Origin of the sequence: Burkholderia ubonensis (assembly GCF_902833085.1) — a bacterium.
Taxonomy (GTDB): Bacteria; Pseudomonadota; Gammaproteobacteria; order Burkholderiales; family Burkholderiaceae; genus Burkholderia; species Burkholderia ubonensis.
In genome coordinates this window covers 28524-45570 of sequence record NZ_CADFEB010000015.1, presented here as the reverse complement: position 1 = coordinate 45570, position 17047 = coordinate 28524, and the positions used below count along the sequence as shown (strand labels likewise).

13 protein-coding genes are annotated in these 17047 nt (G+C 65.3%); 8 read left to right on the top strand and 5 right to left on the bottom strand.

Going from position 1 to position 17047, the window contains the following annotated elements:
- Positions 1–375 precede the first annotated feature (375 nt).
- The 6 genes from HWX31_RS33665 to dbpA all read left to right on the top strand — a co-directional run bounded on the left by HWX31_RS33665 (position 376) and on the right by dbpA (position 10120).
- Positions 376–4251 (top strand): type VI secretion system Vgr family protein, encoded by a 3876-nt coding sequence (locus HWX31_RS33665; RefSeq protein WP_175934015.1) that lies wholly within the window; start codon positions 376–378, stop codon positions 4249–4251.
- Between the two features lies 1 nt (position 4252).
- Positions 4253–5122, top strand: a complete 870-nt coding sequence (locus tag HWX31_RS33660; protein ID WP_174965517.1) for a hypothetical protein — start codon at positions 4253–4255, stop codon at positions 5120–5122.
- A gap of 155 nt (positions 5123–5277) precedes the next feature.
- Positions 5278–6090: a hypothetical protein gene (locus tag HWX31_RS33655; RefSeq protein ID WP_174965516.1), complete on the top strand. Its 813-nt coding sequence runs from the start codon at positions 5278–5280 to the stop codon at positions 6088–6090.
- A 503-nt stretch (positions 6091–6593) separates the two neighbouring features.
- Positions 6594–8216: a malate dehydrogenase (quinone) gene (gene mqo, locus HWX31_RS33650; RefSeq protein WP_176727266.1), complete on the top strand. Its 1623-nt coding sequence runs from the start codon at positions 6594–6596 to the stop codon at positions 8214–8216.
- A gap of 307 nt (positions 8217–8523) precedes the next feature.
- Positions 8524–8721 (top strand): hypothetical protein, encoded by a 198-nt coding sequence (locus HWX31_RS33645; protein ID WP_010089753.1) that lies wholly within the window; start codon positions 8524–8526, stop codon positions 8719–8721.
- Between the two features lies 1 nt (position 8722).
- Positions 8723–10120 carry an ATP-dependent RNA helicase DbpA gene (gene dbpA / locus HWX31_RS33640; protein ID WP_174965514.1) on the top strand — a complete coding sequence of 466 codons (1398 nt, stop codon included), beginning with the start codon at positions 8723–8725 and terminating at the stop codon, positions 10118–10120.
- An 81-nt stretch (positions 10121–10201) separates the two neighbouring features.
- Here dbpA and HWX31_RS33635 read toward each other — a convergent pair whose 3' ends face one another.
- Complete coding sequence (locus HWX31_RS33635) at positions 10202–11026, bottom strand: phosphate/phosphite/phosphonate ABC transporter substrate-binding protein (protein WP_174965513.1); 825 nt, start codon at positions 11024–11026, stop codon at positions 10202–10204.
- Between the two features lie 97 nt (positions 11027–11123).
- On the opposite strand from HWX31_RS33635, the gene HWX31_RS33630 reads away from it, so the two are divergent.
- Entirely contained in the window at positions 11124–12146 is a 1023-nt protein-coding gene (locus HWX31_RS33630; protein WP_174965512.1) for a fatty acid desaturase, read from the top strand.
- A 19-nt stretch (positions 12147–12165) separates the two neighbouring features.
- Here HWX31_RS33630 and HWX31_RS33625 read toward each other — a convergent pair whose 3' ends face one another.
- Positions 12166–13050: an NmrA family NAD(P)-binding protein gene (locus HWX31_RS33625; protein WP_174965511.1), complete on the bottom strand. Its 885-nt coding sequence runs from the start codon at positions 13048–13050 to the stop codon at positions 12166–12168.
- Between the two features lie 185 nt (positions 13051–13235).
- Here HWX31_RS33625 and HWX31_RS33620 point away from each other — a divergent pair, with 185 nt between their 5' ends.
- A complete protein-coding gene (locus HWX31_RS33620; RefSeq protein WP_174965510.1) occupies positions 13236–14444 on the top strand; it encodes an MFS transporter in 1209 nt (402 codons plus the stop codon).
- Between the two features lie 220 nt (positions 14445–14664).
- Here the strand turns inward: HWX31_RS33620 and HWX31_RS33615 are convergent, their stop codons facing one another.
- Genes HWX31_RS33615 through HWX31_RS33605 form a run of 3 tightly spaced genes read right to left on the bottom strand, consistent with a single transcriptional unit; the run spans position 14665 to position 17034 of the window.
- A complete protein-coding gene (locus HWX31_RS33615; RefSeq protein WP_174965509.1) occupies positions 14665–15588 on the bottom strand; it encodes an AraC family transcriptional regulator in 924 nt (307 codons plus the stop codon).
- Entirely contained in the window at positions 15585–15980 is a 396-nt protein-coding gene (locus tag HWX31_RS33610; protein WP_174965508.1) for a hypothetical protein, read from the bottom strand. The genes HWX31_RS33615 and HWX31_RS33610 overlap by 4 nt, the downstream gene beginning before the upstream one ends.
- Before the next feature lie 28 nt (positions 15981–16008).
- Positions 16009–17034 carry a GlxA family transcriptional regulator gene (locus HWX31_RS33605; RefSeq protein WP_174965507.1) on the bottom strand — a complete coding sequence of 342 codons (1026 nt, stop codon included), beginning with the start codon at positions 17032–17034 and terminating at the stop codon, positions 16009–16011.
- Positions 17035–17047: the final 13 nt, after the last annotated feature.

Below are 17047 nucleotides of genomic sequence, written 5' to 3'. Positions count from 1 at the left end.
GCGATCCGGTCGACGATCGCGCCGACGTCCCCTCCGGCAACCTCTCGGTCACACCGAATCCCCCCGCTGCACACGTCGCGCGCGACGCCGATCCGAAGGTTTTCTATGGATTGGTTTTCAAGACTCGTACACGTACCGGGACGCATGCCCTACTTCGACTCTAGCTACTGAATAAATGAATGAAACAGAGTGCGAATAATCCCAATTAGCTTTTAAAAAATTCTGATAAGTTCGAAATTCTCATAGCACAACTGACCATATTCATCACAGACCGTCAATTCTCATCTCGAAAATTGCACAGTGTTTCGTTGCGAGGTAAAAGAACGCTTTCATTCCTTGCACGAGTCGTTGATGAAAAGCGAACAAGACCATGACATGGTCGGTTTGGGCGACACCATCGACCCCGGTGGCAACGTCAGGTTGACGCTCCCCCGGTCGCATACGCTGTCGATTTCCGGCGCGGCGCTGCCGACTTATGGCGTCGACAGGCTGCCGGTATTCGTTCCGGTGCGATTGCAGGGGAAAGAAACGATCGGTCGCATCGACGAATGTCGTTATCTGGTGACGCTGCGAACCGACGACGCCTATGCGTTCTCGCCGAGCGGAACGGCCGACCTCAAACTCGACACGATGGTGGGCACCGAAGCGACCGTATTGATCGAGCTCGAAGGCAAACCGGGCCTTGTGAGCCATGCCGGACTCGGCAACATTGGTGCGGACACACGCGAAATCACGGGGCTGATCGAGGCGGCACGGCTTGCCGGTCAGGATCGTCACTCGATCCTGTATGAGCTGGAACTACGTCCGTGGCTCTATCGTGCGACGCTGACGCAAGACTGCCGCCTGTTTCAGGACATGAGCGTGGTCGAGATCACCGACGCGGTTCTCGCCAAATATCCGTACCGGGTCGACAAGCGTCTGGCCGGTGTGTCGCGCGGCATCTACCCGAAGCGGGACGTGCAGCGTCAGGCGTATGAGACGGACTGGGCATTCCTGCAACGCCTATGGGAAGAATGGGGGATCTGGTGGTGGTTCGAGCACGACGATGGTCATCATCGCCTCGTGCTGTGCGACACGATGGGCGGTCACCTGCCGCATGACGACGCCTACGAAACGCTGCGCTATCTGCCGCCGGACGGCAAGCGCATCGACGAGGAACACATTCATGCGTTGTCGGTGACAAGCCGGCTCACGTCCGGACGTGTCACCGTGACGGACTACGACTACACGCGTCCGCATGCGAATCTGACCGTCACCGCGGAGGCCCTGCGCGACACCGCGAGCGCGGACGGCGAGATCTACGATTGGGGCGATTACAGCCAGCCGCTGGCTGGGGCGCAGGGTCTCGCGGGCCAGCCGAACGACACCGATGTGGAAGCGCGCCATTTCGCACGCGTGCAGCTCGAGGCGAAGCGTTGTGCGGGACTACGCGCCAATGGTCGCGGCAACCTGCGCGGGCTGACGGTGGGCCGCACCTTCACCCTGACGGGCTACCCGCAGCGGGCGGCCAATCGCGAATACGTGGTGGTGTCGTGCGCGCTCGACATCGAGGAAATCGGTGACCGCACCGGAACCGGGCAGACCTATCGCGCCGAGGCGCAGTTTGAACTGCTGCCGGCAAACGAGCCGTTCCGGCTCGCGCGAAGCGTGCGGAAACCGCGCCTGTCCGGCCCGGAGAAGGCCATCGTCGTCGGCCCGGCCGGACAGGAGGTCTGGACGGACCAATACGGCCGGGTCAAGGTGCAGTTCGGGTGGGATCGTCACGGCAAGCTGGACGAGCATTCCGGAATCTGGCTGCGCGTGCTGTCGCCGTGGCAGGGCATTGAGATGGGGGCGACGTTCCTCCCGCGCGTCGGTCATGAGGTCGCCGTGGAGCACTACTACGGCGACCCGGATTTGCCCGTGATCGTCGGCAGCGCCGTGAATGCGTTCCACCAACCGGCGCTGGACCTGCCGGACAACCAGGCGGTAACGGTGCTGCGCGGCCGGGAGTTTCAAGGCACGGCGTCCGGCCATCTGGCGATCGACGATACGCAGGGACAAATCCAGACGCAGATTGCGAGCGATGCGGGTGCGTCCCAACTCAGTCTCGGGAATCTCCGGCGCATCGTGCGGAAGAAAGGCCGCGCCGATGCGCGCGGCAAGGGCTTCGAGCTGCGCACGGATTTTTGGGGCGTGGTGCGGGCGTTGAGGGGCCTGCTCGTCACGACGGACGGCCGAGCCGGCGGCCCCGGCCACGCGAAGGATGCGCGCGAGGCGGTCGGCCGGCTCACGCAAGCGCGCGAGTTGCAGGAGAGCCTGTCCGGACTGGCGCAACGGCATGAGGCACAGCAGCTTGACGCCGACCAGAGCGACGTTGCGAAGGCCATCAAGGCGCGCAACGATGCGATTCGAGGGAAGCCGTCCGGCGGCGAACACGATTTTCCGGAGCTGGCGGAAGCCGACATGGTGCTGTCGGCGGCGGCGGGAATCAGCGTCGCGGCGGAACGCAGCGCCCATATCGCGAGCAACGAGGATGTCGCCGTGACGAGCGGCCGGCATGTGGGTCTGGCGGTCGGCCGGTCGCTGTTCGCGAGCGTGGCGAACCGGTTTTCGTTGTTCGTGCACAAGGCCGGGATGAAGCTGATAGCCGCCGCCGGCAAGGTGCGCATCGAGGCGCAGACCAATGGCATCGACATGACGGCCAAGCAGGCGGTCACGATCACGAGCACGACCGATCGCATTCATCTCCATGCAGCGAAGGAGATCGTGCTGCACGCGGGCAGTACGGAAGTGCGCATCAGCGAACGGGGCTACGTGGTGCGCACGGCCGGCGAACACACGGTCCATGCAGGCAGTCATCAGGCCGACGTTCCCCAGACGCGGCCGATGCGCTTGCCGGTCACGCCGGACAATCCGGGGCAGTTTGCCGCGCACTTTGTGTTGATGGAGCACGCCAGCGGCTTCGCGCTGCCGCAGCAGCCTTACCGGATCACGCTCGACAACGGACGCGTGATCGAGGGGGTGAGTAACGAGCGGGGCGAAACGGCGCTGGTTACCGACCATGACATCACGTTCGGGACGGTGGAGCTGCTGGCGGCAAGCGACCCGGACAAGGTGATTGCGGTCAATCATGCGGCGATCGTGCGCGACATCGCGACGCCGTATACCGCCACGGCACCGAATGCCGACAAGCGGACCGCGAAGATCAGGGGCAAGACGGCGAGCACGCCTGAGCAGGGGGCAACGTCCGAGAATCAACAACCTATGTTCGCGACCTGCGACCCGCTCAACTTCGGGCTGCGCTTCCATCACTTCATCAACGGGGCCAAGCAAAGCGATGTGCGAGCGAATCGGCCGCGTAACGATGTCGTGTATCCGGTGACGAAGGCCTATACGGCGGCGATCAAGGACATTCTTCGTCGCATCCAATGGGGGAAGTACAAGACGCTGGATGGTTCGGTGCCGCTTGAATTGAAGGCTGGTATTGCAAAGGTGGTCGGCCGAGTTCTTTCGGACGCCTTGGGCGAGGGACCATTTGGTTTGCCGAAGGGTAGCGCTGACCAGTTAGAGGGGGCAATGCCACGCATTGATATTGTTAATGCTGAGCAAGGACAAACCCAATACAACATGCGCCCCGATGTCAGCGCATCGTTTGTTCAGAAAAACTGGGTCATAGCCATTCAGGAGAAAGAGGTCGCAAAAATTATTGTGGCTGCGGATGATTCGGCTGTGTTGGATGGTCGACTGAAAGCATTTGCTGACCTGCTTTACCACGAAGCGCGACACTGCCAGCAGGCTTTCTGGATGATGGCGTTGCTGCGCCAACACGATGGCGACTATGCCATGTTGTCACAAATCCATACCGTTTATCAGCGCTACACCAAGGAAGAAGTTTATGGTGCAACCGAACAAATTAATCTTCCAAACGATAGTCGTATTTTAGTGGGATTGCATCGAATGCTAGTGTTTCACTACTACTGGACAATTTCGCATTTGCATAGTCAGATAGGTGGAACCTATGTGACACCGGATATTCCGGTCGCGCAAGCCGAGGTGTGCAAATTGCTCAACGTGTCGCCCGAGACGGCGGCGAAAATGGTGAGTTTCGAAGAAGGCTACCGGAGCCAGTTACATGAAGAAGATGCCTATGCGTGTGCGGACGTGGTGCAGGCCTATTGGGACCGTGGTGATCGCGCTCTTGTGTTCAACCCTGGTACATGCACAGACAAGTATGACGCTGCCCTCAGAGCCGTTGGCGCAAGGAGTTGAGATGCAACATCAAGCGGAAGAACAGCGTGTGATGGTACACAATATCCTGAAGACTGCAATGGAGATTCTGCGCGATGATAAGCCATTTGATCCATCAAATACCGTCTTTGGTCGCATCATCGATACGGAGCCTCACTATCGATCGAAAGGGCTGCGCTATCTTTACGCCACTCTGGTATCGCCCTCAACTACAGTTGCCTTTTCGACATTCGACGACCCCGAAAATTACAGCGCCGATCGTTCGAAGGTGAAGATCGTCCCAACTGGATTGGTCATGCGGTTAAGTCCAATGCTTGCCGGTATGCCGCACACGGAAATTGAATTGCTGCTACAACTGGATAACTACTGGGTCGATTCAAACGGAAAGCGACATTATGAAAATGAGATACCGGGCCGCTATCCTCAAACTCCAAATTTGCAGAATTTTCGTTACCGTGCGAAAGATATTCCCGGTAGTAAATTTTCCGTCAATGTCGAACTCTTTTACGCAAATCCGGTGGACGGCTCCTTTCCTCCGAAACTGTCCGAAATCACGATAACGCGCGCCTATAAGATTTTGACGCCCGAGGAACGCAAACAACGTCGCCTTGAAGAGCGGCAGGCAAAGCGGCAGAAATACGGGGAGATGAACCTGTGCACGGGCATGCTCTGCCCTGAAACCGGGTTATGGCAGGGATACACCAAGATCTCTAGCCCGAATCGCTTGGTGATTCGGAAAGGGCAAAGATTTCCCATGGTCCGCACGTTGACGCATCAGGAGGAACACGAACAACGGCGACACAGCGAGCTGGTAGCAGGCCAGTGGATGTGGTTGAGGGAGGAATCCGAGCATCCAATATGGTGGATGATTGACCCGGAATCGGCGGCATGAGCTGCAACGTAGCCTAAATTCAATTTCGAAATGAGCGTATCCATGTGAAATCCCACCTGTCGATTTTGCATGCCTAGGTATACGGGCTGTTTGAGTTTCGCCCGAGACGGCGGCAAAGATGGTGAGTTTCGAAGAAGGCTACCGGAGCCAGTTACATGAAGAAGATGCCTATGCGTGTGCGGATGTGGTGCAGGCCTATTGGGACCGTGGTGATCGCGCTCTTGTGTTCAACCCAGGTACATGCACAGACAAGTATGTCGATGCCCTTAGAGCCGTTGGCGCAAAGAGTTGAGATGCAACATCGAGCGGAAGAACAGCGAGCCAGAGTGCTTAGCACCCTGAAGACGGCGATGGCGATTCTGCGCGATGACAAGCCATTTGATCCATCAGATATCGTCTTTGGTCGCATCCTCGATGCCGAAACACATCATCGATCGGGAGGGCGGCGCTATCTTTATGCGAGCCCGATATCACGTTCAACGACAATTGCATTTTCGACATTCGACGACCCAGAAGATTACAGCGCTGATCGTTCGAAGGTGAAAATCGTTCCGACGGGAATGGTCATGCGACTACGCCCAATGCTTGCCGGCATCTTACATACGGAAATCGAGTCGCTACTGCAACTAGACGACTACTGGATTGGCCCTGATAATGAACGCATATCAGGCAATGAAGTAATACCTCGGTCACCTCAAATTCCAAATCAACAAGAATTTCACTATCGCGCGAAAACCATTTCCAGCAGCAAGTTTCCCGTCGATGTCGAACTCTTTTATGCAAATCCAGTGGACGGTTCGTTTCCTCCGGAACTCGCTGAAATCCAAATACGGCGCGCCTACAAGATTTTGCCCCCCGAGGAACGCAAGCAACGCCGACTCGAACAACAGCAGGCAAATCGCCAGAAATACGGCAAGATGCCACGCGTCCCCGAGACGACAACGCAGCCCACATCTCCGCCGATGTAGCAGCACCTTTGACGCGTGATCGACGCTCCATCCCCCTGGACAACACCCCGACTTCCCTGGTTTTTTCCGTCGCCGCCGCCCCCCGTTCCGGAAACCCGGACACGCAAAAAACCCCACAAAAACAAGGCTATTTTCCGCTTGCGACACGGCAATCGACTTCGGTTATATTACGCGCCCCTTGCCACCCCGCCCCCGGCGAAAGCGTCGCGTGCGGCCCTTTCCGCCGCAGCCTGAAACCCCAACCGCTCAGGCTTGCCGCAAGGGCCTCGGCGCATTGCGCGCCCACGCGACGCAGGTGATTGCGTGCCTGCCGCAAGTCGCTCCGAAGACGTCCTTCGCACCGGCTTCGCGTGCGCAAATGCAACGTCCGCCCGCGTCAATCCGGAATCCCGGATTCGCGATCCGGATATCCGGATGCGCGCGTCGCCCCCGGCCGGACGGCGTGGCAAACCGATGCATCCAAGTTGAAAAAGGGATCTGCTGTGATCAAAACGTTACGGGTAATGCTGTCAGGGCTCGCGCTGTGCGTAGCCGCGTCGTCCGCGCATGCGGCGGACACGAAGAAGGTCGACGTCCTGCTGGTGGGCGGCGGCATCATGAGCTCGACGCTCGGCGTCTGGCTGCACGAGCTTCAGCCGGACTGGTCGATGATGATGGTCGAGCGTCTCGACGGCGTCGCGCAGGAAAGCTCGAACGGCTGGAACAACGCGGGCACCGGGCACTCCGCGCTCGCCGAGCTCAACTACACGCCGGAGAAGCCGGACGGCAAGATCGACATCTCGAAGGCCGTCCAGATCAACGAGTCGTTCCAGATCTCGCGCCAGTTCTGGGCATGGCAAGTGAAGCAGGGCGTGCTGAAGAACCCGCGCTCGTTCATCAACTCGACGCCGCACATGAGCTTCGTGTGGGGCGACGACAACGTCCGCTACCTGAAGAAGCGCTATGAAGCGCTGCAGGCGAGCCCGCTGTTCCGCGGGATGCAGTACTCGGAAGACTACGACCAGATCAAGCAGTGGGTGCCGCTGATGATGGAAGGCCGTGACCGCAAGCAGAAGGTCGCGGCCACCTGGACGCCGATCGGCACCGACGTGAACTTCGGCGAGATCACCCGCCAGTTCGTCGGCTACCTGCAGCGCCAGCCGAACTTCTCGCTGTCGCTGTCGAGCGAAGTGCGCGAGATCAAGCGCAACGCCGACGGCACGTGGCACGTGTCGTGGGTCAAGCTGCACTCGAACGAAGCGCCGCAGGACGTCGACGCGAAGTTCGTGTTCATCGGCGCGGGCGGCGGCGCGCTGCACCTGCTGCAGGCGTCGGGCATTCCGGAAGCGAAGGACTACGGCGCATTCCCGGTCGGCGGCTCGTTCCTCGTGACGGACAACCCGGAAGTCGTGAAGCAGCACCTCGCGAAGGCATACGGCAAGGCATCGGTCGGCTCGCCGCCGATGTCGGTGCCGCACCTCGACACGCGGATCATCGACGGCAAGAAGATCATCCTGTTCGGACCGTTCGCGACGTTCTCGACCAAGTTCCTGAAGAACGGCTCGTACTTCGACCTGCTGACCAGCACCAACACGCACAACGTGATGCCGATGATGCGCGTGGGCGTCGACGAATTCCCGCTCGTCGAATACCTGGCCGGCCAGCTGATGCTGTCCGACGACGACCGCTTCAACGCGCTGAAGGAATACTTCCCGAACGCGAAGAAGGAAGACTGGCGCCTGTGGCAGGCCGGCCAGCGCGTGCAGATCATCAAGCGCGACCCGGTGAAGGGCGGCGTGCTGAAGCTCGGCACCGAGATCGTCAGCGCGCAGGACGGCAGCATCGCGGGCCTGCTCGGCGCATCGCCGGGCGCGTCGACCGCCGCGCCGATCATGCTGAGCCTGCTCGAGAAGGTGTTCAAGGACAAGGTCGCGACGCCCGCATGGCAGCAGAAGATCCGCCAGATCGTGCCGAGCTACGGCACGAAGCTGAACGGCAACCCGGCGAAGGTCGCTGAAGAGTGGGCCTACACGAGCGACGTGCTGCAGCTGTCGCCGCCGCCGAAGATCGACGTCACCGCGCCGGCGCACCCGGCGCCGGACGCACCGGCGCGGCCCGCGAAAGCCGCGAACGACATGGCACTCTGATGCGCTGAGCGGCAACGCGTGATTCGAACGGCCATCCGCGAGGATGGCCGTTTTTACGTGCGCGGGCCGCGCCTTGCGCCGCCTCGCCTCGCGCGCGTTCGCGGCACGCGCGGTATCCGCTAGAATTGCGCCACGCGCGTTCCTGCGATCGCGCCCCGATCCATCATCCACCCCGACGAACCATCACGCGAACGGCCGCACCGCGCCCCCGCCCTTTCACGCGGACGCCGCGCGCCACGACCGCGCAATACCGGCGCCCTCACCCGACACGCCGGGGCGCCCAACCGAATTCAGCTGGAGAATGACCGTGTTTACCTGCCGAAACCAGAGCTGCGGCACGCAGTGGGAAGAATCCGACGTCGTCATCAAGGACGAAGGCCAGGGGCTGCTGTTCCGCTGCCCGCTGTGCGGCGCGCGCAACTATCTCGAGCGCTTCGAAGCCGAAGACGGCACCGTCGTCTACGAACAGATGGAAGGCCGCCCTTACCTCGGAGACCTGTCCTGACATGAGCCAACCGACCGCCACGCCGTTCAGCACGCTGCCGCTGACGCCCGCCACGCTCGCCAACCTCGCGCAGCTCGGCTATGCCGACATGACGCCGATCCAGGCCGCGAGCCTGCCGATCGCGCTGGCCGGCCACGACCTGATCGCGCAGGCGAAGACCGGCAGCGGCAAGACCGCCGCGTTCTCGCTCGCGCTGCTGGCACGCCTCGACGCGCGCCGCTTCGACGTGCAGGCGATGGTGCTGTGCCCGACGCGCGAGCTCGCCGACCAGGTCGCGCAGGAAGTGCGCCGCCTCGCGCGCGCCGAGGAAAACGTGAAGGTGCTGACGCTGTGCGGCGGCACGCCGATGCGCCCGCAGACGCAGAGCCTCGAACACGGCGCGCACATCATCGTCGGCACGCCGGGCCGCATCATGGACCACCTCGACCGCGGCACCCTGGCGCTCGACGCGCTGAACACGCTCGTGCTCGACGAGGCGGACCGGATGCTCGACATGGGCTTCTTCGACGACATCGCGAAGGTCGCGCGGCAATGCCCGCCGACGCGCCAGACGCTGCTGTTCTCCGCCACGTACCCGGACGGCATCGCGAAGCTGAGCCAGCAGTTCCTGCGCAATCCGAAGGAAGTGAAGCTCGCGGAACGGCACGACGACAGCAAGATCCGCCAGCGCTTCTACGAAGTGACGGAAGACGAGCGGCTGCATGCGGTCGGCCTGCTGCTGAACCACTATCGCCCGGTCAGCACGATCGCGTTCTGCAACACGAAGCAGCAATGCCGCGACCTGCTCGACGTGCTGCACGCGCAGGGCTTCCACGCGCTCGCGCTGCACGGCGAGCTCGAGCAGCGCGAACGCGACCAGGTGCTGATCCAGTTCGCGAACCGGAGCTGCTCGGTGCTGGTCGCGACCGACGTCGCCGCGCGCGGCCTCGACATCGCGCAGCTCGAGGCGGTGATCAACGTCGACGTGACGCCCGATCCCGAAGTGCACGTGCACCGCATCGGCCGCACGGGCCGCGCGGACCAGGACGGCTGGGCGCTGAGCCTCGCGAGCATGGACGAGATGGGCCGCGTCGGCGGCATCGAGCAGGCGCTGAAGCGCGAAGTCGAATGGCATCCGCTCGCCGAGCTGAAGGCCGACGCCAACGAACCGCTGCTGCCGCCGATGGAAACGCTGCAGATCCTCGGCGGCCGCAAGGACAAGATCCGTCCCGGCGACGTGCTGGGCGCGCTGACGGGCGACGCGGGCTTCAGCGGCGCGCAGATCGGCAAGATCAACGTGACCGAGTTCTCGACGTATGTCGCAGTCGAGCGCGGGGTCGCGCGCGACGCGCTGCGCAAGCTCAACGCGGGCAAGATCAAGGGCAAGCGCGTGAAGGTCCGGCTGATGGACGACGAATGACGGTGCCATGCATCGGCGGGCGGGCGAAGCTCGCCCGTCGATGCCCCCGCCCTTTCCGGCGGCGCGGCGCGGCGCAACGCGTCAGGCCAGCACCGGATAGCCGTATGCAGCGGCCTCGGCCGCAAATCGTTCGATGACCGCGTAGTCATCCGGCATGAGCCGCTCGAACCCGCACAACCTGAGCGCGTGCGCGCGGGCGGCATCCGCTGCAACCGCCGTATCGAGCGCATCGCGCAACATCGCTGCCTGCGCATCGCCGAGCGCGCGCGACGCGATCAGCGGCAGGCCCGGCGCCGGCGAGGTCATGCCGATCGCGCGCACGCCGCGCAGCAGGTCGGGCAGCGCATCGCGCACGTAGGCGAACGTCACGCAATCGATCGCCGCGCAGTCCGCTTCATTCTCGTCCAGCGCGCGCAGCACGTTCAGATGCGAACCGAACGGCGCCGCCGACGCAAAGAAGCGCCCGTCGCGCGCATACGGCGCGACCGCATGCCGGAACGCGTTCATCCCGCTGTGCGAATCGTCGCCGTTGTATGCGGCACGCAAGCCGCGGCACGCGGCGAGCGTCGTCGCGCCGCCCGCGTGCGCGCGCGCCGACACGACGAGCACGCTGCGATACTGCGCGCCTTCACAGCCTTCCACGTCGAAGGCGGGCGTCGCGATCAGGCGCACGGCATCGCCGAGCCCGAGCATCCGGAACGGATACCCGCAGGTCTGCGACAGCAGCAGATCGTCGCGGTGCCAGAACGGCAGCAGCTCGCCGAACGGTTCGTCGCGCAGCGCGACGCCGGCCGGCCCCCCCGCGTGCGCAAACGCGTCGAGCGCGTCGCGCAGCAGCGCGCACCACAATGCGGCGTGGCGCGGCGTCACGTTGTACATCGGCAGTCCGGCGATCCAGCGGCTCATGCGCGCATTCTACGCAGGATCGCGTGTCCCGGCGTTCGAGATAAGCAAATGCGAATCCATTGATTGGCCGGCCGGCTTCGCGTGGTTAAAGTGAAGCATGTCTGAATACTTCGACGTCGATCATGCGCGCGCGATCGCGGCGCTCGACGCCCGTTTCACCGCGCGCACCGAATGGCCGACCTGGCTTCTGATCGCCGTCATCTACGGCGGCTGGCTCGGCGTACTGCTGCTCGTGCGCGCGGGCGCGTTGCCGCTCGCCGCCGCAACGCCGCCGCTGATCCTGCTGTGCGCGTGGCACCTGTCACTGCAGCATGAGCTGCTGCACGGCCATCCGACGCGCTCGGCGCGCGTGAACCAGCTGCTCGGCTATCCGCCGCTGTCGGTCTGGTATCCGTACACGCTGTATCGCGACACGCATCTCGACCATCATCGCGACGAAGACCTCACCGTGCCCGGCGTCGATCCGGAAACGAACTACCTGTCGCCCCGGCAATGGGCAGCGCTACCGCGCTGGCGCCGCACGCTGTGGGTCGCGCGCAAGACCTTCGTCGGGCGGCTCGTGGTCGGCCCGCCGGCGAGCGTCGCCGCGATGTTCGCCGCGTCGTTCGCGGCGTTCCGGCGCGGCGACCTGCGCTATCTGCCGATGTGGACCGCGCACGTCGCGTGCGTCGTCGCGCTGCTCGCGTGGCTGCAGTTTTCGATCGGCGTGCCGTGGTGGTACTACCTGCTCGCGGTCACGTGGCCCGCGCACGCGCTCGCGATGATCCGCTCGCTGTACGAGCATCGCGCCGCCCGCGATCCGAAGGCGCGCATCGCGATCAACGAGGCGGGCTTCGCAATGCGGCTCCTGTACCTGAACAACAACTACCACCTCGTGCATCACGACCTGCCGAAGCTGCCGTGGTACGACCTGCCGCGCGCGTACCGGATGCGGCGCGACGCGTATGCGGACAAGTGCGGCGGCTTCGTGATCCGCGGCGGCTACCGGGCATTGCTGGCGCGCCATGCATGGCGGCCCACCGATGCGCCGGTGCATCCGTTTCCGGAAGGCACGGCGTCGCTGTCTGGCGGCGGCGTGCGCATCGCGGTCGTCGACGGACATCCGCAGGTCAGCACCTGACGGGCTTCGTGCGCGTCGCTCAGCGCGCGGCGCTGGCCGCCAGCGCCGCGAGCGCATCGCCCGGCTCGGTCCCGCCGAAACGCTGTTCGGTCGCGCCATGCTCGACGTCGATCAGCCCGGCGTTGTGCACGTCGTAGAGATCGGTGATCAGGCGCGCATGACGCTCACTGAGGCCCGCGCGCAGCAGCGTCGCGGCCCATGCGTCGCGCGGCAGTTCGCGCGCGACGATCGTCCGGCCGGCCGCCTGGCCGAGCGCATCGGCGACGTCGCGCGCGCTGATGCGCCGCGGCCCTTCGACGCTGACGACGCGCGGTCCGCCGGCCCTCGGATCATCGAGCAGCAGTTCCGCCGCGACGGCGCCGACGTCCGGCGCTGAGACGGCCGGAAACAGCTTGTCGACCGGATGGTGCAGGCTCGGCAGGACGCCGGTCGCCAGCGCGACCGGCATGACCCGCGCCCAGTTCTGCAGGTGCTCCGCGGAACGCAGCAGCGTCAGGCGCGTGGCGATCGGCTTCATCCGTTCCTCGAGTTCATGGAACAGGCTCGTGATGCCGGTGTCGATGTCCAGTTCCGCGCCGTAGTCCGACAGCGCCAGCAGCACCGGCGGCGGATTCGCGGCGAGCGCCGCGGCCGCGACGTCGATCATCCGCCGCATCGTCGCCGCGGTGTCTGCGTCGGCGTTGGGCACCGGGCACAGCATCTGCACGCCGTGCGCGCCGTCGAGCGTCGCGGCGACCGATCGCTCGTCGGTCAGGTCGGCGAGCACGACGTCGCAGCCGATGCGCGCGAGCCGCTCGCGATGACGCGCGTCGCGCACGACCGCACGCACGGGATGGCCCGCGTGGCGCAGCGCCGTGGCGGTGGCATGGCCGACGTTGCCTGATGCGCCGAAGATCACGAACACGATTCGCTCCTGTTGGGGGGATGTGCGGCGATTATCGGCACGCGCGGCCGCGCCGGCGCGCATGCGCGGATGAAACGAGCACGAATGGATGACGGCGTCGGCGTGCAGTAGAAAACCGCTCGCTGTTCATTCCCGTTGCATTCTGATTAAATGACCCGCTTCCGACCCGCAGCACAAAAACAACGATGAGCGAACTGACCAACGGCCACTCTCTAGGCGCACCTGACGCGGGCGACGCATCCACGCGCCGCCGCTCGCTATGGGCCGCATGCGGCGCGCACGCGGTGCACGACGGGCTCACGGACGTCATCTATGTGCTGCTGCCGATCTGGCAGGCGCAATTCGGCATCAACTATGCGCAGGTCGGCCTGTTGCGCGGCGCCTATTCCGGCATGATGGCCGGCTTCCAGCTGCTCGCGAGCCGCGCGGCCGGCCGCTGGGGACGCAAGCGCCTGCTGGTCGGCGGCACCGCGCTCGCCGGCCTCGCGTACCTGGTCGCCGGCCAGGCCGGCGGGCTCGCGGTGCTGCTGATCGCGCTCGTGCTGGGCGGGCTCGGCGCGAGCACCCAGCACCCGCTCGCGTCGTCGATGGTCACCGATGCATACGAGGCCGGCGGCGGCGTCAAGGAGGCGCTGTCGCAATACAACTTCTCGGGCGACATCGGCAAGACGCTGATTCCGGGGCTGATCGGCCTGCTGCTGACGGTCGTGACCTGGCGCACCAGCGCGACGCTGATCGGCCTGCTCGGCGTGGTGTCGGCGCTGCTGATGGCATGGCTGATTCCGTCGCAACACCCCGCACGTGCCGCCCGCAAGACGGCGCCCGGCGCGGCGGCCAGCGCCGGCTCGCGCGCCGGCCTGCGGGCGCTGCTGGCCACCGGCACCCTCGACAGCGCGGTGCGCATGGGGTTTCTCACGTTCCTGCCGTTCCTGCTGAAGAGCAAGGGCGCCGGCACCGCCGGCATCGGCCTCGCGCTGACGCTGCTGTTCGTCGGCGGCGCATTCGGCAAGCTGCTCTGCGGCTATCTGGGCGCGCGCATCGGCATGATGAAGACGGTGTGGCTGACCGAATCCGCGACGTCGCTGCTGATCCTCTTCGCGGTGTTCGCGCCGCTCGTCGCGATGATGGCGATGCTGCCGCTGCTCGGGCTCGCGCTGAACGGCACGTCGTCGGTGCTGTACGGCGTGGTGCCGGAACTGGCGGGCGCCGGCCGGCGCGACCAGGCGTTCGCGCTGTTCTATACGGGCACCATCGGCGGCGGCGCGCTGGCGCCCGTGGTGTTCGGGCGATTGGGCGACGTCGCCGGCGTTCCCGCCGCGCTGATCGCGCTGGCGGCGCTCCTGCTGCTGACGCTGCCGCTGTCGTGGTACGTGCAGAAGGGGCTCGCGCGCTGATGCGTGTCTCGGGCCGCGCGACCTCGCGCTCGCGGCCGCGGGGCTCGCGATCGACGGCGATCGGCCTCGCCCCGTCCTTCCATCAATTCGGCGGCAGTCTCGGCTCGATCCTGCCGGTGCCCGGCTGGCATCGCTGGGGCTCGCGGACGATGCCCTCGGCCGGTTTCGAGGCCCGGACCGACGGCAGGGCAACGCGCCGGACAGCGACCCGTACGCGGATTCAGTGCGGCGCGGGCTGATCGTCCCGGACGCTGCCGGCGGCGCGCGTCACGGCCTGCGCCGCCGCCGAGCGGGCGATCTCGCGCGGCGTCGCGCCGAGCAGGCGGTTCATCCAGTTCGCCATGTGGCTCTGGTGCGCGAATCCCGCTTCGAGCGCGATCTGGCTGATGCTGAGCCGGCCTTCGAGCAGCAGCGCCTTCGCGCGCTCGACGCGGCGCTGCACGACGTACTGATGCACGGGCATGCCGAGCGTCTCGCGAAACAGCACCTTGAAATGCGGCACGCTGATCGCCGCCAGCGCGGCGAGTTCGGTCAGCGTCAGCCGCCGCTCGAGGTTGCCCTCGATGTAGTCGATCACGCGCGCGGCAGCCTTCGGCGCGAGCGCGCGCCGCCTGCCGCGAAACGCCGGCGCGGCGTCGACGAGCCGCGCGACCAGCGCCGTGCACAGGCTTTCCGCGTAGAGCGGGTCCGATGCGTCGTCCGCTTCCAGCTCGGCGGCCAGCGCCCACGCGATGTGCTGCAGGCGCGGGTCGCGCACCTGCATGCGCCGGCGGATCTGCGCCTGCGACGGCTTGAGTTCGAGCTGGTCGAAGGTCGCGCGCGCGAACGCGTCGCTGATCGAAATGCGCAGGATCCGGCAGTCGCCGTCGTCGGTCCACTGGCCGGGCAGCCCGGCCGGGATCACGTCGGCGTCGCCGTGCGCCTGGATGCGCGCGGACCGGCTCCCGTCGCACACGCAGTGCGCGCGCACGGGCGCGCCGACGTGCACGCCGACCCGGTGGTAGTCGGCCGCCGGAATCCGGTGGGTGCCCGCGCGGATGCCCAGCAGCGCCGCGCCGAAGCCTTGCCAGCCGCGTTCGGCGCTGGAACGCAGGATGACCGGCACGTTGTGGTCCGGGTGCGCGGCCGGAATCGCATTGCTCATCGCATCCTCACCTCAAGTCGCGAATCGAATGCGCATTGTGACGCCGTTTCGGCCGGCGCGCTTGCCGTCGGCCGCGCCGCGTCGAATGCGGGCGTCGACGCGAAAACGATCATCCGTTTCTGTTCGCGCCGATCCTTGCATGCGCGCGGGCTCGCGATCGGCTCGCTACGATCGGGGCATTCGATCCTTCCGGAGACCGCCATGCAATCCTGCTGCTCGCGGCGAACGGCGTTCGCCGGCCCGCTGTCGCCCGCATCATTGCGGAAGGAACCGCGCAACGGTTCCCGTTCCCGTGCCGTCCGCTCGGCATTCGCCGCAGCCGGCGCATTCGCGCTCGGCATCGTCGGCTGGCGATGGTTCGAATCGTTGCTGAATTCGATTCCGGACAGCAACGACGACTTCGGGATCGGTTGAAGTTCGTTACCGTCCCGCCGGACGATCGACGGAATCGTCCTCCACATCGGGCTCCAGCGATTGCGCGAACCGGCGCTGGTACTCGCGCGGCGACAGCCCCGTCTTGCGCTTGAACAGCTGCCGGAACGTGCTCAGGTCGCCATAGCCGACCTGCTCGCCGATCGCGTCGAGGCTGACGTTGCCCGCCTCCAGCAAGCGCTTGGCGACCTCGACGCGCAACGTCTGCAGATACCCCAGCGGCGCATCGCCCACCGCCTGCCGGAAACGCCGGTTGAGCGTGCGCTCGCTCACGGCCAGCTCGGCGGCGAGGTCGGCCAGCCGGAACCGTTGCCGCAGCGTCGCCTCCATCCGGCGCTGGGCGCGCGCGACGAGCGGGTCGGTATGCCCGTGGTCGTCGAGCAGCGTCGCGTACGACGCTTGCGACGCGCGATTGACGTCGATCAGCAACAGCTTCGCGACGCGCGCCGCCAGCCGCGCATCGGCGAGCCGTTCGACGACGCGCAGCGCCAGGTTGAGATAGGACGTCACCGCGCCGCTGCACACGATGCCGGCCTGCTCCGTCAGGACTTCATGCGCGCGCAGTTCGACCTTCGGGTAGCGCCGCAGGAAATCCGTCGCCCTCGCCCAGTGAGTCGTCGCGATCCGGCCGTCGAGCAGCCCGGCCTCGGCCAGCAGATAACTGCCCGTGCAATACGACGCGAGCAACGCGCCGGCCTGATGCTGACGGCGCAGCGCGGACGACAGCGCGCGCACCCGGTCGTCGCGGGCGAGGAACGTGTCCATGTCGGCGACGAACGGCGCGGTCACGAGGATCGCGTCGGCGCGCTTGCGGGCGTCGATGCGCCCGTCCACCGCGATGGCCTGCCCGGAGGCGGCGCGCACGGGCTGGCCGTCGAGCGACTCGACGCGCCAGACGAGTTTCGGCGACGACGTGCTCGCGCCCAGGCTGTTCGCGGCGTTGAACACGTCGATCGGGCCGGCGACGCCGGACGCCAGGATCCCGTCGTAGACCCAGATGCGGACGATGGCCATGCTGTCTGAATTT

Bases quoted from the DNA above. Each gene is read 5' to 3' on its own strand.
- HWX31_RS33665 (WP_175934015.1), top strand. From the start codon at position 376: ATGGTCGGTTTGGGCGACACCATCGACCCCGGTGGCAACGTCAGGTTG.
- HWX31_RS33660 (WP_174965517.1), top strand. From the start codon at position 4,253: ATGCAACATCAAGCGGAAGAACAGCGTGTGATGGTACACAATATCCTG.
- HWX31_RS33655 (WP_174965516.1), top strand. From the start codon at position 5,278: ATGAAGAAGATGCCTATGCGTGTGCGGATGTGGTGCAGGCCTATTGGG.
- mqo (WP_176727266.1), top strand. From the start codon at position 6,594: ATGCTGTCAGGGCTCGCGCTGTGCGTAGCCGCGTCGTCCGCGCATGCG.
- dbpA (WP_174965514.1), top strand. From the start codon at position 8,723: ATGAGCCAACCGACCGCCACGCCGTTCAGCACGCTGCCGCTGACGCCC.
- HWX31_RS33635 (WP_174965513.1), bottom strand. From the start codon at position 11,026: ATGAGCCGCTGGATCGCCGGACTGCCGATGTACAACGTGACGCCGCGC.
- HWX31_RS33630 (WP_174965512.1), top strand. From the start codon at position 11,124: ATGTCTGAATACTTCGACGTCGATCATGCGCGCGCGATCGCGGCGCTC.
- HWX31_RS33620 (WP_174965510.1), top strand. From the start codon at position 13,236: ATGAGCGAACTGACCAACGGCCACTCTCTAGGCGCACCTGACGCGGGC.
- HWX31_RS33615 (WP_174965509.1), bottom strand. From the start codon at position 15,588: ATGAGCAATGCGATTCCGGCCGCGCACCCGGACCACAACGTGCCGGTC.
- HWX31_RS33605 (WP_174965507.1), bottom strand. From the start codon at position 17,034: ATGGCCATCGTCCGCATCTGGGTCTACGACGGGATCCTGGCGTCCGGC.